This is a genomic window from Actinomyces naeslundii, assembly GCF_001956585.1.
GTDB classification, from domain to species: domain Bacteria; phylum Actinomycetota; class Actinomycetes; order Actinomycetales; family Actinomycetaceae; genus Actinomyces; species Actinomyces naeslundii.
Genome location: NZ_MSRR01000013.1, coordinates 39,215 through 63,918, shown reverse-complemented (window position 1 = coordinate 63,918; position 24,704 = coordinate 39,215). Strand labels below are relative to the sequence as shown.

Here is a 24,704-nt window from a genome sequence, read left to right as displayed (position 1 = left end):
CTTCCCTGCGGATATGTGTCGTGGCTGTGAACCGCATAGACTTCCCGCCGTCAGTGTCATCCACCGAGAGGGGACGTTTGTGTCGACGGCGCAGCACCCGGCACGGGCCCGTGTCGCCGCCTGGGCAGTGCACATCTTGACCATGTCGGGACTGGTATGGGCCAGCCTGGCGATGCTCGCCACCATCAACCCCCGTCGGGAGTTCACCTGGATGTGGGTCTGGTTGCTCGTCGCCCTCGTCGTCGACGGCGTCGATGGCACCCTGGCCCGCCGTGCCAAGGTCTCCGAGATCATCCCCTGGTTCGACGGCGGCATTGTGGACATCGTCGTCGACTACCTCACCTGGACCTTCATCCCGGCGGTGTTCATGTACGTGGCGCTGCCGATGGGGCCCAGGCCGGTGGCGGGCCTGCTCATGGCCCTCATCCTGAGCTCGTCGATGTTCTGCTACGCCAACAAGCAGTGGAAGTCCACCGACTACTACTTCGTGGGCTTCCCGGCGGCCTGGAACATCGTGGCGCTCATGTTCTACGTGCTGCAGACCCCGGCGGTCTTCAACATCATCGTCACCCTCATCTTCGTGGTGCTCACCCTGGTGCCCACGCACTACGCGCACCCGGCCCGCGTCAAGCGCTTCCGTACCCTCAACATCGGCGCGGTGGCGGTATGGTTCCTGGCCACCTGCTGGCTCGTGGCGATCTACCCACACCGTCCCCTCAGCCTGGTCGCGGTCATCGTCGTCTTCGGCGGATGGTTCCTGCTCGCCGGGCTCCTGCGCTCGATCCGTGGTGCTGAGCCGGAGACGGCGGTCGCCGGTACCGACTTCTAGCGGCGCAGCTGCGGGCGTGCCATCCGGCAGGTGCCCAGTTTCGCACAGCGGCCACCCACCGTGAGGCGGGTGGCCGTTTCCTTGCGCGTCGGAGGTCTCTCAGCCGGCCCAGGTGCGCAGGCCTCGAGCGACCGCCACATCCCGCAGCCAGCGCCCGCCCTCCAGCAGGACAGTGGCCAGCACCAGGCCGATGACCACCATGATGACCCAGCCGGGGTAGCGGTTGCCGTCGCCGTGGCTGCCCGCGAAGAAGAAGTACACGTAGGGTGCGATGAAGGTGATGAGGGTGACGAGGAAGCCGGTGAAGCGGATACGTCGTCGTCGACCCGCGACCATTGCGATGATGCCCCACGTGTAGGGCACGGCGGTGACGATGTCGATGGTCCACAGCACCCAGGGGTTGCCGCGGAATCCGGGGGCGAAGGTTGCCGGCAGCGCCCGCAGCGAGGAGTAGATGAACACTGTCGCGTAGGCGAGGAAGCGCGGGTTGTGCAGGAGCCGGACGATCTCGGCGCGCGGCACCAGATCCACCCCGGCCTCGCGCAGGGCGGCCAGGGTGTGGCGCGAGACCCGCAGCGGATCGGTGCCCTCCAGGACGGTGCGCAGGAATCCGATCTGTGCCGGGGTTCCGGTGCTCCACTCGTCCAGGAGGTGGCGTGGGCTCACGGCGACGACGGTGACCTCATCCACGAGCGCATCCACGGCGTCGTCGGCGGGATCGCCTCCTCCGGCCTCCTCAGCCCTCGCGACCTCGCCCAGGGAGGCGATGTGGACCAGGTGCGCGCCCAGAACCACCCGCAGCTGCTCGAGCTGTGCCGGGGTCACCTCACTGAGCCACAGGCGCTGCCCGTGCTCAACGGCCAGGGACAGCGCGTGCCCCAGCGCCCAGCCGCGTTCGTCGGGGGCCAGCAGGTCCTCGGGGCTGGAGACCTGAGCGAGCTCGGGGACCTCTGCGACGTTGAAGCGCGTCAGGTCTCCGACACGATCGACGACCGCCACGGTCCGCAGGACCTCTGGGTCCAGGATGTGGCGTTGGGCTATGGGCAGCTCCGTGACGGAGCGCAGGGCCATCAGGTCCATGATGGGGGAGCGGGAGGCGAGGGCGTGTTCGGGCATTGGGATGAGCCTAGAGGAGTGGGTGCCCGTTGTGCGCATCCTGTGAGTCGATACGGCTCACTCCTCGCCCAGGAGGAGGGTCCTGACATCCTGTCCCCGGTGCTGGCGCCAGGGGCGCAGACGAGGCCGGGCGGGACCAAGGGGCGGCCGAGGGCCTAGGGTGGGTCAATGGGCACTCACGGGATCCCCTCAGCGCCGCCCGGCCGCCGCAGCGGCCCGGGGCTGCTCGTCGTGGCCGGTGCGGGCCTCATCGGATCCCGCCTGGCGGATATGGCCCGGGACAGTGGCTGGAGGATCCGGATCCTCCACCGCAGCGGACCGGGCAAGGCACCGCGGGAGGGCATCGAGGTCGATGCCTCCGGCAGGGAGCACGCCTGGTGGGCCCCCGCCGAGCGCATCCTGGCGCCCGGCGCCCTGGAGGGGGCCAGAGCCGTGGTGTGCCTGTCGGGCGCCCCGATCGCGCCGCGCCCCTGGACACCGGCGCGCCGTCGCGCGCTGGCGGCCTCGCGCCTGTCCACCACCGCCCTCATCGCCCGGGTCGCCGCGGGCCTGCCCCCGGCGGGGCGGCCCGGGGTCCTGCTGAGTGGGTCGGCCACCGGCTTCTACGGGGATCGGGGCGATGAGATCCTCACCGAGGCGTGCGGCCCGGGTGAGGGGTTCCTGTCCGAGCTGTGCCTGCGTTGGGAGGCCGCTGCGGGCCCGGCGGCGCGGGCCGGGCTGCGCACGGTCCAGTCCCGCACGGGCCTGGTGGTCAGCTCCTCGGGCGGGCTGGGCAGGCTCCTCGGCGCCGCCTACCGGGTGGGGGCGGGGGCCCGGCTCGGCCGTGGCGACCAGTGGCAGCCGTGGATCGGACTGGAGGATGCCGCGGCCGGCCTCCTGTGGGCCATCGAGCACGACGACATCCGCGGGCCGGTCAACCTGACCGCGCCCGAGCCTCTGCGCAACCGCGACCTCCACCGGCTACTGTCCCGCGCCTGCGGCCCGCCCTCGATAGCGGTGGTGCCCCAGGCCCTGCTGGACCGGGCGGGGAGGGGCGGGGCGACCGGCGGTACCGGAGGCATCGGCAGCATGCTTGCCGAGCTTCTCGGTGCCTCCCAGCGTGCGGTCCCCCAGGCGCTGCTCGCCTCCGGCTTCCGCTTCACCGCGCCGGGTGCGGCCTCGATCTGGGGACTCGGCGCCTGATCCCGCCCCGGTGCCGCGGCGACCATGATGCGGATAGCGCGGTTTTGGCTGCCTCGCCCGCTGATGGGGCGTGGGGCGGCGGCCTAGCGGCCGTCAGGGCGCGATGGTCCTGGCCCCGGCGGGGCCCGATGCTGGAGCCGCCCTCCTCACCGGCCGGCACGAGGACTCACGGTGCCGGACGATCTCGTGTGTCCGCCGTCAGGCACGGGCAATGACCTCGCCGTGCACGACGACGAACCAGGCGTCCTGGCTGCCACCCCACTGCCGCCAGGCCTGGGCCATCGTCTCCAGGTCGTCTCTGCGCGCCAGCCCCAGGTCGACGGCCTGGGGCCCGAAGGAGGTCAGGCACCGCTGCGCCCAGGTCTCGGACTGCCAGGCGCGGTCGGCGGGTGTGGCGTAGCACCAGGTGGAGGCCGAGGCTGTCACCTCAGTGAACCCCGCCCGGTGGGCCCAGGCGAGCAGTCGGCCTCCGGCGTCGGGCTCGCCGCCGTTGGCTCGGGCCGTGGCCATGTAGACCGAGCGCCACAGCTCCATGCCCTCGAACTCCGGGTACCAGGTCATGGCGGAGTAGACGGCGTCACGCACCGCCACGATCCCGCCGGGGCGGGTGACCCGTCGCATCTCGGCCAGGGCACCCACCGGGTCGCTGAGGTGCTGGAGGACCTGGTGGGCGTGGGCGATGTCGAAGGTGCCGTCATCGAAGGGCAGAGACATGATGTCCCCGTTGGTGAGCTCCACCCCCGCGGGCAGGTCCCGCTCGGCCAGCGTCGCTCGGGCCGCCTCGAGCGCGCCAGAGGCGGCATCCAGGCCGACGACGCGTCCGGGAGCCACCCGTTCGGCCAGGTCCGCAGTGATGGTTGCAGGCCCGCAGCCGACATCGAGCAGGTCCATTCCAGCGTTCAGGTGGGGAAGCAGGTAGGCGGCCGAGTCCTCGGCGCCGCGACGTGAGTGCGCGCTGAGGACCGCCGTCCCGTGGCCGTGGGTGTAGCGGGCCGCTCCGGCCGAGCCGCCCGAGGTGTCCGAATACTGTTCACCGTCCATGACAGGATCATCCGAGAACTGTGACCTCGACTGCATCATCGTCCGATATGCGGCCTTTGCGACGGCTATGTTTCCTCCGGATCGCGAGATGTTTCGTCTCAGTGAACGTCTCGGTGGAAGTCTTCTCGCGGCGCCGCGGCGACCAGCCAGGTGCTGAGCTTATTCCGCTAGGCGAAGGAGTCCCTCATGCAGGACGTTGTCGAGAAGGTCTATGAGCAGGTTGTGGCTCGCAACCGTGGAGAGGTCGAGTTCCATCAGGCCGTCCACGAGGTGCTGGAGTCCCTCGATCCCGTCATCGCGAAGCACCCCCACTACGCTGAGGGCGCCCTCCTGGAGCGTATCGTCGAGCCCGAGCGCCAGATCATGTTCCGGGTCCCGTGGGTCGACGACGCCGGCCAGGTCCACGTCAACCGCGGCTTCCGCATCGAGTTCAACTCCGCGCTGGGCCCCTACAAGGGCGGCCTGCGCTTCCACCCCTCGGTCAACGCCGGAATCATCAAGTTCCTCGGTTTTGAGCAGATCTTCAAGAACGCCCTGACCGCCCAGGGCATCGGCGGCGGCAAGGGCGGCTCCGACTTCGACCCGCACGGCCGCTCCGACGCCGAGGTCATGCGCTTCTGCCAGTCCTTCATGACCGAGCTGGCCCGCCACATCGGTCCCTCCACCGACGTGCCCGCCGGTGACATCGGCGTGGGTGGTCGCGAGATCGGCTACATGTTCGGCCAGTACAAGCGCTTGCGTAACTCCTATGACGCCGGGGTCCTCACCGGTAAGGGCCTGGCCTGGGGAGGCTCCCTCGTGCGCACCGAGGCCACCGGCTACGGCGCCGTGCTCTTCGCCCAGTCCATGCTCTCCACCAAGGGCGAGTCCCTCGAGGGCAAGAAGGTCATCGTCTCCGGCGCCGGCAACGTGGCGATCTACGCCATCGAGAAGGCCCAGCAGCTCGGCGCCACCCCCATCACCTTCTCCGACTCCTCCGGCTACGTCGTCGACGAGGCCGGTGTGGACCTCGAGCTGCTCAAGCAGGTCAAGGAGGTCGAGCGCGGCCGCGTGGCCGACTACGTCGAGCGCCGCCCCGGTGCCCGCCTCGTGACCGGCGGCTCCGTGTGGGACGTCCCCGGCGACGTCGCCCTGCCCTGCGCCACCCAGAACGAGCTCGACGGCGACGCAGCGGCCACCCTGCTGCGGGGAGGCTGCGGCGTGGTCTCCGAGGGTGCCAACATGCCCTCGACCCCCGAGGCCGTCGAGACCTTCCAGAAGGCCGGCATCCTGTTCGGCCCCGGTAAGGCGGCCAACGCCGGTGGCGTGGCCACCTCCGCCCTCGAGATGGAGCAGAACGCCGGCCGTACCCGCTGGGACTTCGCCACTGCTGAGGCCAAGCTGACCGGCATCATGGCCGACATCCACGACTCCTGCGTCGCCGCGGCTGAGGAGTACGGCCGCCCCGGCGACTACGTGCTCGGCGCCAACGCGGCCGGTTTCACCCGCGTTGCCGACGTCATGATCGCCCACGGCATCGTCTGATACCTGGCTGATCCGGGTTCGCGCCCATAGCGACGGCACCCGCCGCCTCTGAGAAGAGGCGGCGGGTGCCGTCGTTGTGCGCGTGTCCCAGCTGCCGCCGGCCATCGGTCAGGGGGCGCCTGGTTTCGTGAAAAATGTGCACAATTCAGTGCGGGCGCATACGGTTGGACATGTCCCCCTCCCCACTGTTGTCCCGGTACTCCGGTACTACTGCCCCGACCATCCCGCGCCCCACAAGGAATGACATGCGACTGCTCCCCATACGGGCCGTCAAGGCCTGCGCCGCCATCTGCGCGCTTACGCTGACATCCCTCAGTCCCCTCGTACTCACCCCGCCCGCCGGCGCCGATGAGGCGGCCCGGCCCGCTGCAGCGCTGGCAGCGGGAGACGCTGACCCGGCTGCCTCTGCCAGGACCATTGACCTGCTGGGGATCACCGACCTGCACGGCCACATCTCCCGCACCACCCAGACGGACCGTGACACCGGCCAGGCCTCCGTCGAGGACCCCGGCGCGGTCACCCTGGCCTGCGAGGTCGCCGCCGCCCGCGCCGCCAACCCCAACACTCTGTTCGTCTCCGCCGGAGACTCCGTGGGCGGATCGGCCTACGTCTCCTCTATTCTCCAGGACCGCCCCACCATGGAGACGCTCAACGCGATGTCCCTGGATGCCTCCGCCCTGGGCAACCACGAGCTCGACCAGGGCCTGACCGACCTGGAGACGCGCATCCTGCCCGCCTCGAACTTCCCGATCCTGGCCGCCAACGTCTCCGGCTCGGCGTCCCTGACTGCTGAGGGCAGTGGGAAAGGTGCCTACATCAAGGAGGTCGGCGGTGTGCGCGTCGGCTTCGTCGGCGTCGTCACCGATGAGCTGCCCACCCTCGTGTCACCGTCAGCCCTGTCCTCCCTCACCCTGAGCCCCGCGGTTGCCGCCGCCAACGCCCGTGCCGCCGAGCTCAAGGACGGCGATCCCGCCAACGGTGAGGCTGATGTCGTCGTCGTGCTCAGCCACGAGGACGCCGCCACCACCGCCACCAGCTTCGGCGGGAGCGTCGACGCCGTCTTCTCCGGACACACCCACGTGCCCTTCGCCCAGACCGTCACCGGTGTCGAGGGCAACCGGATCGCCGTCGTCCAGGCCGATCACTACGGCTGGGCACTGGGCCGCATCCGCCTCAGCTATGATCCCGCCAGCCGAAAGACCACTGTGGTCAGTGCTGACAACGAGGACCTGCGCAGCTCGAGCTGCACCACCGACGCCTACGGCGTCGCCGGGATCGTGGCCCAGGCGGAGAAGGACTCCGCCACCGAGGGCGGCAAGCCGCTGGCCAAGATCGGGTCGGACTTCCTGCGCGGCTCGGACGGCTCCGGCCCCGGCTCCAACCGCGGCACCGAGTCCACCGCTTCCGACCTCATCGCCGAGTCCTTCCGCAGCTGGCTCGCCACCGACATCCAGCCGGCCGGCTCCACCCGCTACGTGGGCATCATGAACCCCGGTGGCGTGCGCGCCGACCTCCTCTATGCCGCCTCCGGCTCCGAGGGCGACGGCGTCCTGACCTCCGGCGAGGCCTACACCGCCCAGCCCTTCGGCAACGAGATGGCCTACACGACCCTCACCGGCGCCGAGCTGAAGACGCTCCTGACCCAGCAGTGGCAACCCGGCTCCAGCCGGCCCGTGCTCACCCTGGGGCTGTCCAGCAATGTCGACGTCCTCACCGAGGCCAGCACCGATGCCAGTCACAGCAGCGAAGCCGGAGCCGCCCCCGCGATCCGCGAGATCCTCATCGACGGCGAGCCGCTGGCCGACGGCGACAGCGTCGTCGTCGCCTCCAACTCCTTCCTGCTGACCGGCGGTGACGGCTACACCGTCTTGAAGGACAAGCCGTCGACAAACACCGGCGTCCTCGACCGCGACGTCACCTCCGCCTACCTGGCCTCCTTCGGCGACCAGCCCGTCAAGGCCGGCTACTCCAAGCGGCAGACCGGGATGACCGTGGGGCCCGTGTACATCAGCTCAGGCGGCGCACGCAGCACCAACATGGTCTCAGTGACCCTGGACTCCCTGGCCTATACCAACGCCTCCGAGCAGGCCGCCGGTGCCCGGCGCGTGCGCGTGAGCTCGGGGGACAAGGAGATCCTGACCAAGGATCTCGACCTCACTGTCGACCCCGCCGGTCCGACCACCGGGCGGGTCGACTTCAACCTCACGTTCCCGACCGACGCCCCCACGCGCGCCTGCCGCACGGTCCAGGCCACCACCTGCCGCTGGGTCTCCGTCGAGACCCTCGACTCCGCAGGTACGGTTCTCAATCGCTTCTCGGTGGAGATCGAGGGTGAGGCCGCGGCCGACCCTGGTGCTGATGCGGGTGGTGCCGCAGGCGACGGTGCGGACATGGGCGACAGCGCGGCAGAGGGCGCTGACAGTACGGCGGACGAGGCCGTCGGCGAGGCGGCCTCCACCCCGCCGGTCGGCCGTGATGCTGATGAGTCGTCCGTGGGCGGCGGCACCGAGCCGTCCGCAGGTAACGGCGCGCAGTCCGCAGCCACCGCCGCTCCGGTCGTGTCCGGAGTGCCCGGCCGGGCGGCTGGGCCCGACCGTCCGGGCGAGGCGGCAAGTGGTGGGCCTCTGGCCCGTACTGGCGCCTCGCTCAGTGCGGGAGTACTCACCCTCGCCCTGCTCGCCGTCGGCGGCTACCTGATCCTGCGCGGGCGGCGTCAGGCCTGACGCCGACCCTGCGTCGCGGGCGCTCGCACAGCATTCGCACAGTACTGGTGTCCACATCTGCCGCAAAGAGGCTTCCGGGCCTACGAGAACGCCGATAGAACCGAGGAATCATACGGTTCTCTCTCGCCGGTGCGTTCACGTTCGGGGCCTTCGCGACAGATGTGGACACCGCTGTCTCTGCCGTCACTCCTAGTGATCTCCGCCGGGTGAAACCTGTTCTCAGAACCGCCTATGAAATGTATTGTGAGTCACTCAAGGGTAGACGTGGGTGACCGAACGGGCATACACTTACGCCTGTTCAGACATTCAAGATCGAGATAATGCCCGAACGGACATGATCGGTCGTCGACACCGGCGTCAGGGGGTGAACATGCGCATCGAGGACAGGCACCGCCAGATCGTGGAGCAGGTGCGTGGTGCTGGGCGCGTCCTCGTCGTCGAGCTCGCCGAGCGCTTCGACGTCGCCCCTGAGACGATTCGCCGTGACCTGACCGCCCTGGACCGCAGCGGCTCCCTGCGCAAGGTTCACGGTGGCGCGATTCCCGCCCCCGCTCTGCCGGAGACCGGGGTCGCCCAGCGTGAGCAGGTCAACCCCTCGGCCAAGCAGGCCATTGCCTGCGCGACCCTGGAACGGCTGGCCCTGGAGCCCGGCACCACCCTCCTGGTGGACGCCGGCACCACCACCGGGGCCGCCGCCCGGCTCCTGCCCGCCGACCGTGGACTCACCATCATCACCAACTCCGTCCTGACCGCGGCCTCCCTGGCCGCCGCCGGGCACACCCGGGTGCGGATCCTGGGCGGCCAGCTGCGCGGACTCACCCAGGCCGCCGTTGGCCCCGAGGCGCTCGAGACCCTGTCCACCCTGCGCGTCGATGTCGCGCTCCTGGGCGCCAACGGCGTCAGCGCCGCCCACGGGATGTCCACGCCCGACCCCGACGAGGCCACCGTCAAACGCGCCATGGTGCGCAGCGCCCGCCAGGTCGTGGCCCTGGTCGACTCCACCAAGATCGGTCAGGAGCACCTGGTCTCCTTCGCCTCCCTCGACGACGTCGACCTCCTGGTCACCGACGTCGAGCTCCCGCCCGCACTCACCGAACATCTCGCCACCACTGAAACAGAGGTCCTCGTCGCATGATCCTGACCCTCACGCCCAACCCGTCCCTCGACCGTACTGTCTCCCTGCCCGGCCCCCTCCAGCGTGGCACCGTCCAGCGTCTGACCGGTGTTGTCATGGAGCCCGGGGGCAAGGGCGTCAACGTCGCCCGCGTCCTGTCCAACTCCGGACGCGCGGCCACCGCCGTCCTGCCCGCCGCCGAGCACGACCCCATCCTCGCCGCCCTGGGTGCCCTCGAGCTGCCCGGACTCACCGTCCACCCGGTGCTGGTGACCGGAGCCGCCCGCATCAACACCGCGGTCACTGAGCCCGACGGCACCACCACCAAGCTCAACGAGCTGGGAGCGGGCCTGAGCGAGCAGGAGATCGCCGCCGTTGAGCACGCCCTGCTGGAGACCCTGGCGACCACGCCGCTGCCGGTCGGAGCCTCGCCCCACCACTGGGCGGTCCTGTCCGGCTCCCTACCGCCGGGCATCCCAACCAACTGGTACGCACGGCTGGTGGGGCTCCTGCGCGAGGCCGCGCCGGGGCTGCGCATCGCCGTCGACACCTCCGACGAGCCCCTTGCGGCCCTGGCCGCCGAGCTGCCCGACTCGGCCCCCGACCTCATCAAGCCCAATGGTGAGGAGCTCGGCCAGCTCGCCGGCCTGCCGGCCGACCGCGCCATGGTCCTTGAGGAGGGTGCCGTTGAGGGGAACTACGACCCCGTCGTCGACGCGGCTCGCCTTCTGGTGGGCCTGGGCATCGGCGCCGTCATGGTGACGCTCGGGCCCGCAGGGGCCGTCCTGGTGACCGCCGACGGCGCCTGGCACGCCACCGCTCCCGAGGTCCCGGTGGTCTCCACCGTCGGGGCCGGGGACTCCTCGGTGGCCGGCTACATCCTGGCCGATGTCAACGGCGGCGACGAGGCCGAGCGCCTGAGCACCGCCATGGCCTACGGCTCGGCCGCCGCCTCCCTGCCGGGGACCACCCTGCCCACGCCCGCTGACCTGCCCGAGCATCCCTCGGTCGTCACCCGGCTCTCCTGAGCCGGGGCGCCCGGAGGCACCAGGAACGCAGTCCTGCCGCATTCTCCGGCCCCGCACACATCGCCGGCCGCCTGCCGGTCTGCCCGACCACCCCGACCGTCCACGCCAACCACCCACCACATGACAGCCGCCCACCACCCTTGACCACCTCTGACACACCGCCACCGCCCACCGGGCGGCAGCCCCTCGGACACCAAGGAAGACCATGACCGAGAACAAACCACTGATCATCCCCGAGCTGGTCGCGCTCGACGCCGCCGCAGGCCCGGGCAAGGAAGACGTCATCGAGTTCCTGGCCACCACCGTGGCCGGTGCCGGCCGGGCCTCCAGCCCCGACGGCCTGGCCGCCGACGCCAAGAAGCGCGAGTCCACCGCCCCCACCGGGATCCCCGGGGGCATCGCGATCCCGCACTGCCGCAGCGCCCACGTCCTGGCTCCCAGCCTCGGCTTCGCCCGTCTGGCCGAACCTGTCGACTTCGGGGCCGCCGACGGCCAGGCCGCCGACCTCGTCTTCATGATCGCGGCCCCCGACGGCGCCGACGACTTCCACCTCCAGCTCCTGGCCAAGCTCGCCCGCGGGCTCATGCAGTCCGACTTCACCGACGCGCTGCGTCAGGCCGCCGACGCCGAGGAAGTCGCCCGGATCGTCACCGGGCAGGTCCAGCCCGAGCTGCTCGAGGGCGGGGGAGAGGCCGAGGATGGCGCGGTCAGTGAGGCCGCAGGTTCCGCTGACTCGGCCGAAGGGGTCGGTGCCGCGAAGTCCAGGGCCGCGGCGGCGACGTCGGCCCCAGCGGCCGGCGAGACCGTCATTGTGGGGGTTTCCTCCTGCCCCACCGGCATCGCCCACACCTTCATGGCCGCCGAGGCCCTGGAGCAGGCAGGCAAGGACCGCGGCATCACCGTGGCCATCGAGGGACAGGGCTCGGGCAAGATCGACGCCCTCGACCCTGACCTCATCAAGCGGGCCACCGCCGTCATCTTCGCCCACGACCTGCCCGTCAAGGGTCGTGAGCGCTTCGCCGGAAAGCCAGTCATCGACGTCGGCGTCAAGGCCGCCGTCAACGACGCCGGGTCCCTGGTGGACAAGGCCCTGGCCGCGGCCGATGACCCGAGCGCCGCCCGCGTGCCGGCCGGCGGCGAGTCCAGCGAGGAGAGCGAGGAGGGCTCCGAGCACTGGGCGCGGCGCCTTCAGCGCTCGGTCATGACCGGCGTGTCCTACATGATTCCCTTTGTGGCCGCTGGTGGTCTGCTCATCGCCCTGGGCTTCCTCCTGGGCGGGTACGACATCGCCCTGACGCCTGAGGGCGCCGACAAGTCCATGGCCGAGGTTGTCGCTCACGACTACACCCTGTGGAGCCTGCCTGGATCCGTGGAGGGCGCCGCCGGCTCCGGACTGACGCTCTATCTCGGCTCTGTGTTCTTCCTGCTGGGGCAGGCGGCCATGAACTTCCTCGTCCCGGCGCTGGCCGGCTACATCGCCTTCGGCCTGGCCGGTCGGCCCGGCATCGCCCCCGGATTCGCCATGGGCGCCATCGCCGTGTCGGTTGGCTCCGGATTCATCGGCGGCCTCATCGGCGGCATCCTCGCCGGCTACGTAGCCGCCTGGTTCACCGGACTCAACGTTCCGGCCTGGCTGCGCGGGCTCATGCCCGTTGTCATCATCCCGTTGGGCACCACGCTGGCCGTGGGCGCCGTCATGTACATGCTGCTGGGACGGCCGCTGGCCTCCCTCATGACCGCCCTGCAGGACGGGCTGACCTCCATGTCTCAGGGAGGCTCCGCCGTGTTCCTGGGGATCATCCTCGGACTCATGATGTGCTTCGACCTGGGCGGGCCGGTCAACAAGGCCGCCTACCTGTTCGGTACGGCGGGCCTGTCCGCCGCCAGCGCTGCCAACACCGCCCCCTACGAGATCATGGCCACCGTCATGGCCGCCGGCATGGTGCCGCCGCTGGCGATGTCCGCCGCGACCTTCCTGCGCTCGCGGCTGTTCACCAAGGCTGAGGTGGAGAACGGGCGCAGCGCTTGGCTGCTGGGGCTGTCCTTCATCTCCGAGGGCGCCATCCCCTTCGCCGCCGCCGACCCGTTGCGCGTCATCCCGGCCACCATGGCCGGCGGTGCGGTCACGGGCGCGATGACCATGGCCATGCACGTCGGCTCGCGCGCGCCCCACGGAGGTGTGTTCGTCGCCTTCGCCATCACCAACTTCGGCGGCTTCCTCCTGGCGATCCTGGCCGGGGCGGTGGTGAGCACCGCGCTGGTCATCCTCCTCAAGGGACTCGGTCGTCACCAGGGCAGCAAGGACGGTGCCGCGGCGCGGCCCGCCGCCTGATCCGGCTCCCGGTTCCTGTCACGAGGACGGTCCGCCATCTGGGCGGGCCGTCCTCGTCGTTATGAGCTCACGCGCTCGGACTCGGCGCTGGTCGCGGCATAGGCTCCGCATCATGGCTGCTAGACGACGCATCGAGCCCGCCGCGGGTGCCCAGGCCCTGCGCCAGTGGGTCCAGGAGCAGGACGAGTCCCAGGATGCTTCGGCGAACGGTGTCGGGGACGGTGCCGGAGCCGTCAGCCCGGCCGACCGGGCCGCTCGCCGTCGGGTGACCGCGACCGCCGTGCGCTACACCCTTGAGGAGCTCGCCGCCTGCACCCCGGGACGCTCGGTCGAGGTGCGGGTCCCGCCCTTCGGCGTCACCCAGGCCGTCGCCGGAACTGTCCACCGCCGGGGGACCCCGCCCAGCGTCGTCGAGACCGACGCCCCCACCTGGCTGGCACTGGCCACCGGCCGCCTGACCTGGCAGGATGCTCTGGACAGCGGTGCCCTGCAGGCCTCCGGTGAACGCTGCGACCTGTCCGCCTACCTGCCCCTGGTCCGGATCCCCGCATGAGTACCAGCATCTTCGTCACAGGCAACGCGGCTACGCGTCGAATGTGAGGATCACGTCGGTGAGTGGGGTCCGCGCCGGTAGGTTCGTCCCATGAGTCGCAAGCGCCTGAGCACCTACACCGCCCCGCCCGCCGAGGTCGTCCGCGCCCTGGACGAGCTGCGCGCTCGCTACGAGGTGCCCACCGCCTTCCCGCCTGAGGCCCTTGCCGAGGCCGAGGCCGCCGCCACCTCCTGGGCCCAGGACGGACCCGCCCGGCTCCTGGCCGACGGCGCCCGCGACGCCCGTGACCTGGAACTGGTCACCATCGACCCGCCCGGCTCCATGGACCTCGACCAGGCAGTGCTCCTGGAACGACTTCCTGCCTGGAGCGAGGCTGCGGGCACGTCGGTCGGGGACGCGCCCGGATCGGCGGCCACCTACCGCATCCACTACGCCATCGCCTCGCTGGCCACCTTCGTGCCCCCCGGTGGTGCCCTGGACGCCGAGCTGAGCCGCCGCGGCGAGACCATCTACGCCCCAGACGCCGCCACGCCCCTGCACCCCGAGGTCCTCTCCCACGGCGCCGCCTCCCTCCTGGAGGACGTGGATCGCCCGGCTTGCCTGTGGACCATCGACCTCGACGCCCGCGGCGAGGTCGTCTCCGCCCGCGTCGAGCGCGCTCTTGTGCGCTCGCGGGCCCGCCTCACCTACGGTCAGGTCCAGGCCGCCATCGACGGCGAGGGCACCCTGCCGTCGTCGGCTCCCACCGACCTGCCCGGGCTCCTGGCCGAGATCGGCCGCCTGCGTCTGGAACGCGAGGTCGCCCGCGGTGGCATCAGCATGACGACGCCTGAGCAGGTCGTCGAGGTGACCGAGGCGGCAGGGTCGGCGGAGGACTCGGAGTCCGCCGAGGCTCCTGGCCCGTCCGGTTACCGGCTCGCCTACCGCGTGCCCGTGCCCGCCGAGCAGTACAACGCCCAGATCTCCCTGCTCACCGGTATGTGCGCTGCCCGGATCATGGTCGAGTGCGGCGTCGGCATCCTGCGGACCCTGCCGCCGGCGCGCCCTGAGGACTACGCCCGCCTGCGGCGCGTCGCCGCGGCCCTGGGCATCGACTGGCCGGCAGCCCAGCCATACTCCGAGCTCGTGCGCGGCCTGGACCATGCCGTGCCCGCTCATGCCGCCTTCATGGACCAGGCCATGTCCCTCTTCCGCGGCTCGGGCTACCTCGCTTTCGGTGCGGGCGGCGTCGGCGTCCCGGCTGACGACGAGGCCGCCGACGCCGAGGAGGCCGTCCACTCCGCGATCGCCGCCCGCTACGCCCACGTCACCGCGCCGCTGCGACGTCTCGTGGACCGCTACGGCGAGGAGGTCTGCATCGCCGCCTGCGCCCAGGCGCCCGTGCCCGAGTGGGTGCTCCAGGCCCTGCCCGACCTGCCCGACGTCATGGAGCAGACCGGCAAGCGCGCCCGGGCCATCGGTCGCGGCGCCCTGACCGCTCTGGAGGCCCTGGTCCTGCGTGGCCATGAGGGCGAGGTCTTCGACGGCGTCATCACCTCCGAGCGCGAGGGACGCGGCGAGCTCGTCCTGACCGAGCCCGCCGTCGTCACCGAGGTCCGCCGGGGAAGCGGGCAGTCCGGTGACCGCCTCCCGGTCGGTGAGCGCGTGCGGGTCCGCCTCCTGTCGGCCGACCCCGCCGCCGGTATCCGCTTCCAGCTCCTTGCGGCGAGCTGACCGCGGCGGGGCCGGGAACGGGCGAGGAGACACGCGGGCAGGGCCCTCCGGGAACCTTCAGAATTCAATTGCCGTACGCGTCGACATTCTCCAAGACCCCGGAATCACGCAGTTGAAGCCGCGTGCCACAGGCACCTGTCAGTGCCCGCCGATGGGCAGGACCCCTCCGGTCGTGACAGACTGTGCGCGTGCGCACCGGTGAGAACCCCTCGCAGACCGCCTTCGACCATCCTGAGACCGTCCCCGGCCTGACTGCTCTGCCCGATGACCACTCCGACGAGCTCGAGCCCTCGCCGCGAGAGGAGTGCGGTGTCTTCGGTGTGTGGGCCCCCGGCGAGGACGTCTCCCGCCTGAGCTACTTCGGCCTGTACGCCCTCCAGCACCGCGGCCAGGAGTCGGCCGGCATCGCCACCTCCAACGGCTCCCAGATCCTCGTCTACAAGGATCTCGGTCTGGTTTCCCAGGTCTTCGACGACCAGGCCCTGTCCAATCTCACCGGTCACATGGCCGTGGGCCACGTCCGCTACGCCACTCAGGGTGCCACCACCTGGGAGAACGCCCAGCCGATGCTCGGCCCGGCGGCCGGCTCCACCCTCGCCCTGGTCCACAACGGCAACCTCACCAACACCCGTGAGCTCATGGACGCCGTGCGCACCACCTCCGGGGAGGACCTCAGCGGTGAGCTGGGCCGCGGCTCCTCCACGGACACCGCGGTCCTGGCCGCCCTGCTCAACCTCGTCTCTGAGCACGGCGCCCTGGAGGGTTGGGACTCGGCCGCCGACATCCTCACCTCCGGCATCACCGACGACGCCGAGCTCGACGCCGCCTACTCCACGCAGGCCCCCTTGAGCGTCCACCAGGCCGCTCGCCGGGTCCTGCCCATGCTGCGCGGCGCCTTCTCCCTGGTCTTCATGGACGAGGGCACGCTCTACGCCGCCCGAGACCCGCACGGGGTGCGGCCCCTGGTGCTCGGGCGTCTGGAGAACGGGTGGGCCGTGGCCTCCGAGACAGCCGCCCTGGACATCGTCGGCGCCACCTTCGTGCGCGAGGTCGAGCCCGGCGAGCTCATCGAGATCGACGAGGACGGCGTGCGCTCCTCGCGCTTCGCCACCGCACGCCGGGCCGGCTGCGTCTTCGAGTACGTCTACCTGGCCCGCCCCGACACCCGCATCGCCGGACGCAGCGTCATCGCCTCGCGCAACGAGATGGGTGCCGCCCTGGCCCGTGAGTACCCGGTGGAGGCCGACCTCGTCATCGCCACGCCCGAGTCGGGCACCCCGGCCGCCATCGGCTACGCGCAGGCCTCCGGCATCCCCTACGGTCAGGGTCTGGTGAAGAACGCCTACGTGGGGCGCACCTTCATCCAGCCCACCCAGACCCTGCGCCAGCTCGGCATCCGCCTCAAGCTCAACCCCCTGCGCGAGGTCATCGAGGGCAAGCGCCTCGTCGTCGTCGACGACTCCATCGTGCGCGGCAACACCCAGCGGGCCCTGGTGCGGATGCTGCGCGAGGCCGGCGCCGCCGAGGTCCACGTGCGCATCTCCTCCCCGCCGGTCATGTGGCCCTGCTTCTACGGCATCGACTTCGCCACCCGTGCCGAGCTCATCGCCACCGGCATGAGCGTGGAGGAGATCGGCGAGTCCATCGGCGCCGACTCCCTGGGCTTCCTGTCCGTCGAGGGCATGGTGGCCGCCAGCGGTCAGAAGGCCGACGACCTGTGCCTGGCCTGCTTCACCGGTGACTACCCGATCCCGCCGCCGGTGCGCAGCCTGAAGTCCGCCACCATCCCGGTGCGCCGCGTCCCGACCGCCTACCGCGGGCGGCGCCGCGCGAAGGCCGAAGACGCCGAGCGCACCATACCGCCGGGCAGCATCACCCGCCCGGACCTGGCCTCCGGCAGCCCCCTGGGCTCGACGACGTCGTAGCCCGGGGCGGCCGGCCGTGCGCTGACTGGCCGGCCCCGGTCAGCCGCCGGGGACCTGTGCCAGTTACCTGCTCCAACCTCGCCACCGTCCACCACCGCACCTTCCGACCCGAGTCCTCAAGGAGCCACCACATGACCCAGCAGCCCGAGCAGTCCGCCCCGGGAATCACCTACGCCGCCGCCGGCGTCGACACCGCCGCCGGGGACCGGGCCGTCGCGCTCATGAAGGACGCGGTGGCCGCCACCATGACCCCGGCCGTCGTCGGCGGCGTCGGGGGCTTCGCCGGGCTCGTGGACGTCTCTGCCCTGCGCGACTACCGCCGCCCGCTGCTGGCCACCTCCACCGATGGTGTGGGGACCAAAGTTGCCATCGCCCAGGCCCTCGACATCCACGACACCATCGGCCAGGACCTGGTGGGCATGGTCGTCGACGACATCGTCGTGGTCGGGGCCCGGCCCCTGCTCATGACCGACTACATCGCCTGCGGGCACGTGGTCCCTGAGCGGATCGCGGACATCGTGCGCGGCGTTGCCCAGGCCTGCGCCGCCGTCGGAACCCCGCTGCTGGGTGGGGAGACCGCCGAGCACCCCGGCCTCATGGCCCCCGACGAGTACGACGTCGCGGGTGCCGCCACCGGGGTCGTCGAGGCCGACCGGATGCTCGGTGCGGAGAAGGTGCACGCCGGAGACGTCCTGGTCGCCCTGGGCTCCTCCGGCCTGCACTCCAACGGCTACTCCCTGGTGCGCCGGGTCATCGAGCACGCCGGCTGGGACCTGGAGCGCGAGGTTCCCGAGTTCGGGCGCACCCTGGGCCAGGAGCTGCTCGAGCCCACGCGCCTCTACACCCGCGTGTGCCTGGCCATGCTGGAGACCCTGTCCTCGCCGGCCGCCCCGGGGCCGGTCCACGCCCTGTCCCACATCACCGGCGGGGGACTGGCCGCCAACGTCGCCCGGGTCCTGCCAGCCGGGCTCATCGCCGACGTCGACCGGGCCTCCTGGACGGTGCCGCCGGTCTTCTCCACCGTGCGCGAGCTCGGCTCGGTGCCGTGGGAGGACCTCGAGGGCACGCTCAACCTCGGCGTGGGGATGGTTGCCGTCGTCGACCCCAGCGCGGTCGACGCTATTCTGCGGGTGGCCGAGGGATCCGATATCCCCGCCTGGGTGCTCGGCGAGGTGCATGAGGCCAGGACGTACGAGGCGCAGGACCGCGTCGTCTCCGGCACCAAGGGCGTCGACGGGGGCGCTGTCGACATCCACGGCGCCTACCGGACCTCCTGAGAGGCGGGGTGCCGTAAGCGCGAGCAGCGAGGCCCCCGCCGGATGCGGAATGCGTCCGACGGGGGCCTGACGCCACGAAGTGTCACGCTTGGCGACTATTCAATCCCGACTGGGTCGGTTCCGGAGCGGGGCGCCAGGGCAGCACCGCCCTGACCTGGGTCGATGCGACGCAGGCGAATCGGGGCAGGAGTGAAGAGTCGCCGAGAGTGACACGGATGGCTGCCGACAGCCTCGACTCACGCGCTGGTAGGCGCGCTGAAGGGCCGGTAGGTGCGTCCCTCCGGCCCTCCTAGACTGGGGGTGGGGCTACTTGCCGCCCTCGTCCCAGTCGTCGTCGTCGACGGCATACTTGGCGGCCAGTTCCTCGTAGTCGATCTCGTCATCAGGCTCGGATCCCGAGGACGCTGAGACGAGCTCCCGCTCCAGAGCCTTGTAATCGGTCTCCGGGCTGAAGTACTTGAGCTTACGGGCAACCTTGGTTGCCTTGGCCTTCTGACGGCCGCGCCCCATAGGCTCGACCCCCTCCAACGTGTCACGGCGCGCACGTGGGCGCGCTCTTCCTGGTCAAATATGTCGTGGGCCAACCGTACAACGTCAATGCGCGCGAACACCATTCGGACACCGGATGAGAGTCGTGGTGACGCACACCCCACATGCAGGACGTCAGGCCCACATGGCTCTCAGGGGTTGCTCGGTTGATTTTGGGAATTTGTTCAGTGCTCCTGCGGGTTTTGCCCAAGATCAGCCCGAAACCCCTCCTGAGAGGCTGGGGTGCCCGGCGTAGCGGCCTCGAAGGCCCCTGGGAGGGGGCGGGGGAGGATATGGGGCGAGCGGGTGGCAGCGCTTCGCCTGGGGCGTACGTGGCGGGCCTGACGGACGTGTGGGTGGCCTGGCTGGCCGAACCGCGAGGACGCACGACAGGAAGAGGACGCACCTTAAGTGCTGAGAACTGATCCCGGGGGCGCAGTTCTCGAGGCTTATGGTGCGTCCTCGACAGGTGGCCGGTGTGGCCGCTGGGAACGACGTGCGGTCCGGCGGGTGGGTGGAGCCTGGCGCTCGGCGGGCTCGGGAGCCGTCGGTGTCAGCGACGGACGAGGCGGGACAGGACGATGCCGGCGGTCACCACGCCTCCGGCGACGGCGGCCGCCTTGGCGAGCGTGGAGGTCGCCTCGGAGTCGCCCTGCTTGGCGCGCTCCCAGGTCTCTTCTGCCTGCTCGGTCCACCGGCGGGCCTCCTCGCGCAGTCGGCCGGCGCTGGCCTCTGCTTGCTCACGCAACCGGCCGGCCCCGGCGACGGCCTGCTCACGCAGGTGGTCGGCCCGGGCACTCGCCTGCTCGCGCAGATGCTCCCCGGCCTCCCTCGCCTGCGTGCGCGGGTCGACCCGGGATGCGAACTCATCGACGCTCGCCGCCAGGGCCGCGCGCTGGGCGCGCAGCCGCTCCTCGATCTGCTCGGGGCTCAACGACCCGGAGCCGGCAGCCCCGGCGCCATCGGCGCCGGACGCGCCTGCCTCCTGACCGCTGGTCATGCCCGGCCCGCCCGAGCACGGAAAACCTTGACCGCGGCGACGGTCGCCGTCACACTCAGACCCGCCAGGGCGAGCCCCGCCGCCGTGACGATCCCCAGCGAGGCGGGGTCGCCGTCGCGGGCGTCATCGAACAGGCGGGTGACGCGCTGGCCGAGGGTCAGCGTGCCGGGTTCGTAGGAGTCGACACCGCCGTTGGGGTCGGTGCCACCGCCGACCAGCGAGGTCAGACGGCTCTTGACCTGCCCGACCCTTTCCTCGACCTTGCTGACGGCCTGGCTGCGCAGGTCCTGGACCTGCTCGCGGGCCTTGAGCTTGGCGACCTTGGCCAGGTTGTGCGGCGCCAGGCGGGCGGCGAGCTCGTCGACGTCGGCGGCCAGCGCCAGGCGCCGGGCCGCCATGTCGGACAGCACGGCATCGGCCGACGGCGCGGCCTGCGCAGCGGACGCGGGCGTGGGTGCGGTGTGGGTGCTCACTGGGCGTTCCCCCTCTCCAGGCCGGAGGCGACGGCGCCCTTGACGGCGTTGACCGACTCCATCAGACCCTCCTGCGGCGTGGGTGTGTCCGCCTTGGCGGCCTTGAGCCGCTTGATACCGATCAGGGCCATCGGCACGGCGATCACCGTGAGGATCAGTGCCACCACGAGGAAGGCCGCCCACAGCGGCATGACGTTGGACAGCGCCGCCGTCATCGCCCCGAGCAGCAGCCCGAAGATGAACAGGGCCAGAACCCCGGCGGCGCCGAGCAGCCCGGCTCCCAGGCCCATCTCCTTGGCCATGCGCTGGCCCTTGGCCTTGGCCAGATCGATCTCACCTCGCACCAGCGCCGAGATGTTCTCCGAGATACGGGCGATGAGCTCACCGAGCGTGGGCTGGGACCCGTTGGTCCCCCGAGGAGGCGTGGTGGAGGCCGACGGCGTCGCCTGCGACGGCGGGGGAGGTGGCTGGTTGTTGGGCATGAACGGACCTTCTTGTGTGAGGTGCAGCGTTGGGTGCAGTCGACTGACTGCGAGGCGGCGGGATCGCGACAGTGGGACGACCCGCCGACCCAAGAATCTCACAGCGCGCGCCATCGTGGAACAACGCAGGCCTGGGCGGGTTTGTAGGTTAGGGATATGGGGCCCGGCTTTCGCCACCGGCGATCTACGAGGGCGAGCGCTCGGACCCGGACCGCTACTCCTGGTTCCATGCCTGCCACAGGCTCGCGTACTCCCCGCCGAGGGCCACGAGCTCGTCGTGGGTGCCGAGCTCGACGATCCGCCCGTCCATGACGACGGCGACCCGGTCGGCGTCGGCGGCCGTGTAGAGACGGTGGGCCACCTCGATGACGGTGCGCCCGGCCAGCGCCGTGGACAGGGTCCGCTCCAGGGTCCGCGCGGCGCGCGGGTCCAGCAGCGAGGTGGCCTCATCCAGGATGAGCGTGTGCGGGTCCAGTAGCACGAGTCGGGCCAGCGCCACCTCCTGGGCCTGGGCCGGGGTGAGGTTCAGGTGCCCGGAGCCGACCATCGTGTCCATCCCCTCGGGCAGCTCGTCCACCCAGGCGTCGGCCCCGATGGCCTCGATCGCCTCGCGGATCGTCTCATCCGAGGCGCCCGGACGCCCCAGGCGCACGTTGTCCGCCACGGACCCGACGAACACGTGGTGCTCCTGGGTCACCAGGGCCACGTGGCGGCGCAGCTCGTCCTCGGTGAGGTCCGTCAGCGCCACCCCGCCCACGCTCACGCGCCCGGAGGTGGGCGGGTTGATGCCCGCCAGCATCCGCCCCAGCGTGGACTTCCCGGAGCCCGAGGGCCCGACGACGGCCAGCCGCTCCCCGGGCACGAGCTCCAGGTCGATCCCGTGGAGCACCTCGACGCCCTCCCGGTAGGAGAAACGCACGTCGTTAAGCACGATCCGCGTGCCCTCGGGCTCCTCGCCGGTCGGGGTGCGGTCGTCGGGCACCTCCTCAACGCCCAGGATCCGGGACAGGGAGGCCTGGGCGATCTGGACCTGGTCGATCCAGAACATGAGCTGCCCCACCGGCTTGCGCAGCTCCATCGAGTAGAGGGCGACGGTGGTGATCGCCCCCAGGGTCGCGTAGCCGCGGGAGGCCAGGAACCCGCCCCACAGGAGGATGACGACGACGGGCGCCCGCCAGGCGACGTCGAGCACCATGAACAGGCGCACCCGCAGCATGGCCGTGTAGCGCTCCAGGGACCAGGCCTCCTTGATGGAGGCCATGATGGCCCGCTCGCGGCGCGCACCGATGCCCAGCGCGTCCACGGTCTCGGCGTGCTCGACCGTCTCGGAGACCACGCCGTTGAGGCGGGCCTGGGCGGCCGACTCGGCCCGGTAGGCGGGGATGGAGATCGGCAGGTACCAGTGCATCATCGACCACACCGGCGGGGCGATGATGAGCAGCCCGAGCGCCAGGAGGGGGTCGGCGAAGGCCGCGGCCAGGAGGGTGAAGACGATCGTCACCACGCACACGAGGATCTGTGGGATCCCCACCCGGACGAGGAACTCGATGCGGGAGACGTCGGTGGTGGTGCGGCCCACGAGGTCGCCGGTGCCGGCGGACTCCACGGCGCTCAGCGGCAGGTGCACCACCCGGTTCATCATGCGCTCGCGCAGGTCCGCGAAGACCGACTCACCCAGGGTCCGGGCGTACTTCTGGGCGAAGCGGTTGATGAGCGCGCCCACGAGCGAGACCGCGATGATGGTCAGCACGATCCGGTCGACATAGCCGGCGTTGGCCCGCCCGGCCGAGACCCGCCCGACCAGCCGCCCCAGCAGCTGCGGGGCCACGAGCGTGGCCAGGACCGCCGTGATCTGGAGGGCCAGGACGACGGCGAAGTGCCCCCGGTAGGAGGCCATGATCCGGAAGGTCTTGCGCAGGGCGACGGGCCCGGGTGCGACGGGAAGCGCCATCAGCAGCTCACCTCCGCGTCCTCGCCCATGGCCCGGGAGACGACGGCGCGGTAGTCGGCCGCCTGCGCGTCACCGGAACGGGCCATCGTCATGAGCTCGCGGTGCGTGGAGTGCAGGAGCTCGGTGCCGCCGGAGTCGAGGAGGATGACCTCGTCGCAGGCCTCCAGGACCAGCGGCGAGGCGGTGACGACGACGGTCGTGCGCCCGGCGCGGGCCCGGTGCACCTGGGCGGCCACCCGGGCCTCGGTGTGGGAGTCCAGGGCGGAGGTCGGCTCGATGAGCACGAGCGTGGGAGCCTCGGTGAGCAGGGCCCGGGCCAGGGCCACGCGCTGGCGCTGCCCGCCGGACAGGGACCGCCCCTTCTCAGTGATCATCCCGGCCAGGCCCTCGCTGAGGGAGGTGAGAACGTCGCCGGCGTCGGCGATCTCAATGGCCTCCAGCAGCCGGTCGTCGCCGGGCATATCGCGCTCCTGGGCGCGGACCTGCTGGTCGACGTCGGCCCCGGTGGTGCGCTCGGACTCGGCGCGCACGAGATCCGTCAGGCCCGCCGGCTGCGGGTCGGGACCGCCGCGCACGTCGAGGGCCTCGCGCAGGGTCCCGGTGAAGAGCTGGGCGGTCGCCCCGGCGACGACGATACTGGCCCGCACCTGGTCCAGGGGCATGGTGGTCAGCGGCCGGCCCGCCAGGGTCACGGTGGGCCCGGAGTCGGTGAAGCGGCCCAGGCGGGTGGCCAGCTCGGCGGAGACCTCCGGGTCCGGGCACACGAGGGCCGTCATCCGGCCCTCCTCCAGGCGCAGGTCGCTTCCGGTGTCCACGAGGTCGCCGCTGACGGGGTGGGCGGCGGCGGGGTCCAGGTCGAGGCGCTCCACGAGGCTGCCGGCGGCGGGCGTCACCTCAAGCAGACGGCTCAGGCGCCGGGCGCCCACGACGGCTCGGGTGTAGTCCTGCACGGAGTTGGTGAAGACCCACAGTGGCCAGGACAGGTAGGCGGTGTAGCCGTAGAAGGTGATGAGCCCGCCGGGGGAGAGGCTGCCTGCCACCGCCATCCGGGCCGCGACCCACACGACGATCGCGGCGAAGAGCCCGGGCAGCAGGACCTGGAGGGTCATGAGGGTGGCCTGGGAGGAGGCCACCTCGACGCCGCGGCGCCGCAGCTCCTGGGAGGCGTCCCGGTAGCGGCGGGCGAAGACGTCCTCCCCACCGATGCCCCGCAGGATCCGCAGGCCCGCCACCGTGTCGGTGGTGATCGTGGTGACCGCGGACTGGGCCTCGCGCTGGACGGCCTGGCGCTTCTGCAGCGGCCGGATGACCAGGGTGACGATCGCCGCGACCAGCGGCATGCCCAGGATGACCACCAGTCCCAGACTCACCGAGGTGCGGAGCATGAGGACGGCGACGACGATGAAGCTGGCCGCGGCCCCCAGCAGGGCCGGCAGGTGCTGGATGAGCTTGCCCAGGTAGTCGGCGTCGGAGGCGATGATGGTGGCGACCTCGCCGGTGGAGACCTGCCGGGACAGGTCCGCCCCCGTGGCCGAGACCTGGCGGCCCACGAGCCGGTCGACGTCGAAGGCGGTGCGCATCCAGGCCTGGACCCCGAAGTAGGACAGCATCGTGTCGCCGACGGCGTAGACGACGAACAGCACCAGCAGCAGCGCGCCGATCCCCCAGATACGGGCATTGAGGCCGTTCTCGATCCCGGCGTCGAGGGCCTGGCCCAGGAAGGCCGGCACGATCGCCTGGATGATGTTGGAGGTGCAGGCCGCCAGGGTTGCCAGGGTGACCGGGACGGCGGCGCGGCGCAGCAGCCAGCGCAAAAGCGCCCCGGCCCCGAAGGACGGGGGCTGGGGCAGCGCGGTGTCGGGGGACATGGACGCAGGTGACAGGACGGTCCGGGACGACGGGGAGGACGGTTC

19 protein-coding genes are annotated in these 24,704 nt (G+C 71.3%); 11 read left to right on the top strand and 8 right to left on the bottom strand.

Annotated elements, in window-relative coordinates; translation table 11 throughout:
- The first annotated feature begins 79 nt into the window (after positions 1 to 79).
- Positions 80 to 829 (top strand): CDP-alcohol phosphatidyltransferase family protein, encoded by a 750-nt coding sequence (locus tag BKH33_RS07460; protein WP_003780515.1) that lies wholly within the window; start codon positions 80 to 82, stop codon positions 827 to 829.
- A gap of 99 nt (positions 830 to 928) precedes the next feature.
- On the opposite strand, the gene BKH33_RS07455 is transcribed toward BKH33_RS07460, so the two are convergent.
- A complete protein-coding gene (locus BKH33_RS07455; RefSeq protein ID WP_003780518.1) occupies positions 929 to 1,945 on the bottom strand; it encodes a hypothetical protein in 1,017 nt (338 codons plus the stop codon).
- A 168-nt stretch (positions 1,946 to 2,113) separates the two neighbouring features.
- Between BKH33_RS07455 and BKH33_RS07450 the strand changes: the two genes are divergently transcribed.
- Complete coding sequence (locus tag BKH33_RS07450; RefSeq protein ID WP_076142673.1) at positions 2,114 to 3,127, top strand: TIGR01777 family oxidoreductase; 1,014 nt, start codon at positions 2,114 to 2,116, stop codon at positions 3,125 to 3,127.
- Positions 3,128 to 3,325: 198 nt separating this feature from the next.
- On the opposite strand, the gene BKH33_RS07445 is transcribed toward BKH33_RS07450, so the two are convergent.
- On the bottom strand, positions 3,326 to 4,168 hold the full coding sequence (locus BKH33_RS07445) for a class I SAM-dependent methyltransferase (protein ID WP_043539027.1): 843 nt from the start codon (positions 4,166 to 4,168) through the stop codon (positions 3,326 to 3,328).
- Between the two features lie 186 nt (positions 4,169 to 4,354).
- Here BKH33_RS07445 and gdhA point away from each other — a divergent pair, with 186 nt between their 5' ends.
- From gdhA to purM, 9 genes are all read left to right on the top strand, one after another.
- On the top strand, positions 4,355 to 5,692 hold the full coding sequence (gene gdhA / locus BKH33_RS07440) for an NADP-specific glutamate dehydrogenase (protein WP_076077422.1): 1,338 nt from the start codon (positions 4,355 to 4,357) through the stop codon (positions 5,690 to 5,692).
- Positions 5,693 to 5,937: 245 nt separating this feature from the next.
- Positions 5,938 to 8,415: a bifunctional metallophosphatase/5'-nucleotidase gene (locus tag BKH33_RS07435; protein ID WP_003781443.1), complete on the top strand. Its 2,478-nt coding sequence runs from the start codon at positions 5,938 to 5,940 to the stop codon at positions 8,413 to 8,415.
- A 370-nt stretch (positions 8,416 to 8,785) separates the two neighbouring features.
- Complete coding sequence (locus tag BKH33_RS07430; RefSeq protein WP_043538966.1) at positions 8,786 to 9,550, top strand: DeoR/GlpR family DNA-binding transcription regulator; 765 nt, start codon at positions 8,786 to 8,788, stop codon at positions 9,548 to 9,550.
- The gene (locus BKH33_RS07425; RefSeq protein ID WP_003781448.1) at positions 9,547 to 10,557 is read left to right on the top strand and encodes a 1-phosphofructokinase family hexose kinase; all 1,011 of its coding nucleotides are present in this window, start codon (positions 9,547 to 9,549) and stop codon (positions 10,555 to 10,557) included. Before BKH33_RS07430 ends, BKH33_RS07425 begins: the two co-directional genes overlap by 4 nt.
- A gap of 205 nt (positions 10,558 to 10,762) precedes the next feature.
- Positions 10,763 to 12,889, top strand: a complete 2,127-nt coding sequence (locus BKH33_RS07420) for a PTS fructose transporter subunit IIABC (RefSeq protein WP_003781436.1) — start codon at positions 10,763 to 10,765, stop codon at positions 12,887 to 12,889.
- Positions 12,890 to 13,001: 112 nt separating this feature from the next.
- Positions 13,002 to 13,442, top strand: coding sequence for a sterol carrier family protein (locus BKH33_RS07415; protein ID WP_003781461.1), 441 nt, complete (start codon positions 13,002 to 13,004; stop codon positions 13,440 to 13,442).
- A gap of 90 nt (positions 13,443 to 13,532) precedes the next feature.
- Positions 13,533 to 15,155 (top strand): RNB domain-containing ribonuclease, encoded by a 1,623-nt coding sequence (locus BKH33_RS07410; RefSeq protein WP_003781463.1) that lies wholly within the window; start codon positions 13,533 to 13,535, stop codon positions 15,153 to 15,155.
- A 188-nt stretch (positions 15,156 to 15,343) separates the two neighbouring features.
- Entirely contained in the window at positions 15,344 to 17,080 is a 1,737-nt protein-coding gene (gene purF / locus BKH33_RS07405; protein WP_076142681.1) for an amidophosphoribosyltransferase, read from the top strand.
- Positions 17,081 to 17,211: 131 nt separating this feature from the next.
- Complete coding sequence (gene purM, locus BKH33_RS07400; protein ID WP_003781438.1) at positions 17,212 to 18,357, top strand: phosphoribosylformylglycinamidine cyclo-ligase; 1,146 nt, start codon at positions 17,212 to 17,214, stop codon at positions 18,355 to 18,357.
- Positions 18,358 to 18,663: 306 nt separating this feature from the next.
- Here the strand turns inward: purM and BKH33_RS07395 are convergent, their stop codons facing one another.
- From BKH33_RS07395 to BKH33_RS07370, 6 genes are all read right to left on the bottom strand, one after another.
- Positions 18,664 to 18,867, bottom strand: coding sequence for a DUF3073 domain-containing protein (locus BKH33_RS07395; protein ID WP_003781441.1), 204 nt, complete (start codon positions 18,865 to 18,867; stop codon positions 18,664 to 18,666).
- 571 nt (positions 18,868 to 19,438) lie between these two features.
- Positions 19,439 to 19,885, bottom strand: coding sequence for a DUF3618 domain-containing protein (locus tag BKH33_RS07390; protein WP_076142672.1), 447 nt, complete (start codon positions 19,883 to 19,885; stop codon positions 19,439 to 19,441).
- The gene (locus tag BKH33_RS07385; RefSeq protein ID WP_003781462.1) at positions 19,882 to 20,358 is read right to left on the bottom strand and encodes a DUF3618 domain-containing protein; all 477 of its coding nucleotides are present in this window, start codon (positions 20,356 to 20,358) and stop codon (positions 19,882 to 19,884) included. The genes BKH33_RS07390 and BKH33_RS07385 overlap by 4 nt, the downstream gene beginning before the upstream one ends.
- The gene (locus BKH33_RS07380) at positions 20,355 to 20,840 is read right to left on the bottom strand and encodes a phage holin family protein (RefSeq protein ID WP_003781447.1); all 486 of its coding nucleotides are present in this window, start codon (positions 20,838 to 20,840) and stop codon (positions 20,355 to 20,357) included. The genes BKH33_RS07385 and BKH33_RS07380 overlap by 4 nt, the downstream gene beginning before the upstream one ends.
- A gap of 214 nt (positions 20,841 to 21,054) precedes the next feature.
- Positions 21,055 to 22,791: an ABC transporter ATP-binding protein gene (locus BKH33_RS07375; protein WP_003781459.1), complete on the bottom strand. Its 1,737-nt coding sequence runs from the start codon at positions 22,789 to 22,791 to the stop codon at positions 21,055 to 21,057.
- Entirely contained in the window at positions 22,791 to 24,659 is a 1,869-nt protein-coding gene (locus tag BKH33_RS07370) for an ABC transporter ATP-binding protein (RefSeq protein ID WP_003781446.1), read from the bottom strand. The genes BKH33_RS07375 and BKH33_RS07370 overlap by 1 nt, the downstream gene beginning before the upstream one ends.
- Between the last annotated feature and the right edge of the window lie 45 nt (positions 24,660 to 24,704).

Bases quoted from the DNA above. Each gene is read 5' to 3' on its own strand.
- BKH33_RS07455 (WP_003780518.1), bottom strand. From the start codon at position 1,945: ATGCCCGAACACGCCCTCGCCTCCCGCTCCCCCATCATGGACCTGATG.
- BKH33_RS07450 (WP_076142673.1), top strand. From the start codon at position 2,114: ATGGGCACTCACGGGATCCCCTCAGCGCCGCCCGGCCGCCGCAGCGGC.
- BKH33_RS07445 (WP_043539027.1), bottom strand. From the start codon at position 4,168: ATGGACGGTGAACAGTATTCGGACACCTCGGGCGGCTCGGCCGGAGCG.
- gdhA (WP_076077422.1), top strand. From the start codon at position 4,355: ATGCAGGACGTTGTCGAGAAGGTCTATGAGCAGGTTGTGGCTCGCAAC.
- BKH33_RS07435 (WP_003781443.1), top strand. From the start codon at position 5,938: ATGCGACTGCTCCCCATACGGGCCGTCAAGGCCTGCGCCGCCATCTGC.
- BKH33_RS07430 (WP_043538966.1), top strand. From the start codon at position 8,786: ATGCGCATCGAGGACAGGCACCGCCAGATCGTGGAGCAGGTGCGTGGT.
- BKH33_RS07425 (WP_003781448.1), top strand. From the start codon at position 9,547: ATGATCCTGACCCTCACGCCCAACCCGTCCCTCGACCGTACTGTCTCC.
- BKH33_RS07420 (WP_003781436.1), top strand. From the start codon at position 10,763: ATGACCGAGAACAAACCACTGATCATCCCCGAGCTGGTCGCGCTCGAC.
- BKH33_RS07415 (WP_003781461.1), top strand. From the start codon at position 13,002: ATGGCTGCTAGACGACGCATCGAGCCCGCCGCGGGTGCCCAGGCCCTG.
- BKH33_RS07410 (WP_003781463.1), top strand. From the start codon at position 13,533: ATGAGTCGCAAGCGCCTGAGCACCTACACCGCCCCGCCCGCCGAGGTC.
- purM (WP_003781438.1), top strand. From the start codon at position 17,212: ATGACCCAGCAGCCCGAGCAGTCCGCCCCGGGAATCACCTACGCCGCC.
- BKH33_RS07395 (WP_003781441.1), bottom strand. From the start codon at position 18,867: ATGGGGCGCGGCCGTCAGAAGGCCAAGGCAACCAAGGTTGCCCGTAAG.
- BKH33_RS07390 (WP_076142672.1), bottom strand. From the start codon at position 19,885: ATGACCAGCGGTCAGGAGGCAGGCGCGTCCGGCGCCGATGGCGCCGGG.
- BKH33_RS07380 (WP_003781447.1), bottom strand. From the start codon at position 20,840: ATGCCCAACAACCAGCCACCTCCCCCGCCGTCGCAGGCGACGCCGTCG.
- BKH33_RS07375 (WP_003781459.1), bottom strand. From the start codon at position 22,791: ATGGCGCTTCCCGTCGCACCCGGGCCCGTCGCCCTGCGCAAGACCTTC.
- BKH33_RS07370 (WP_003781446.1), bottom strand. From the start codon at position 24,659: ATGTCCCCCGACACCGCGCTGCCCCAGCCCCCGTCCTTCGGGGCCGGG.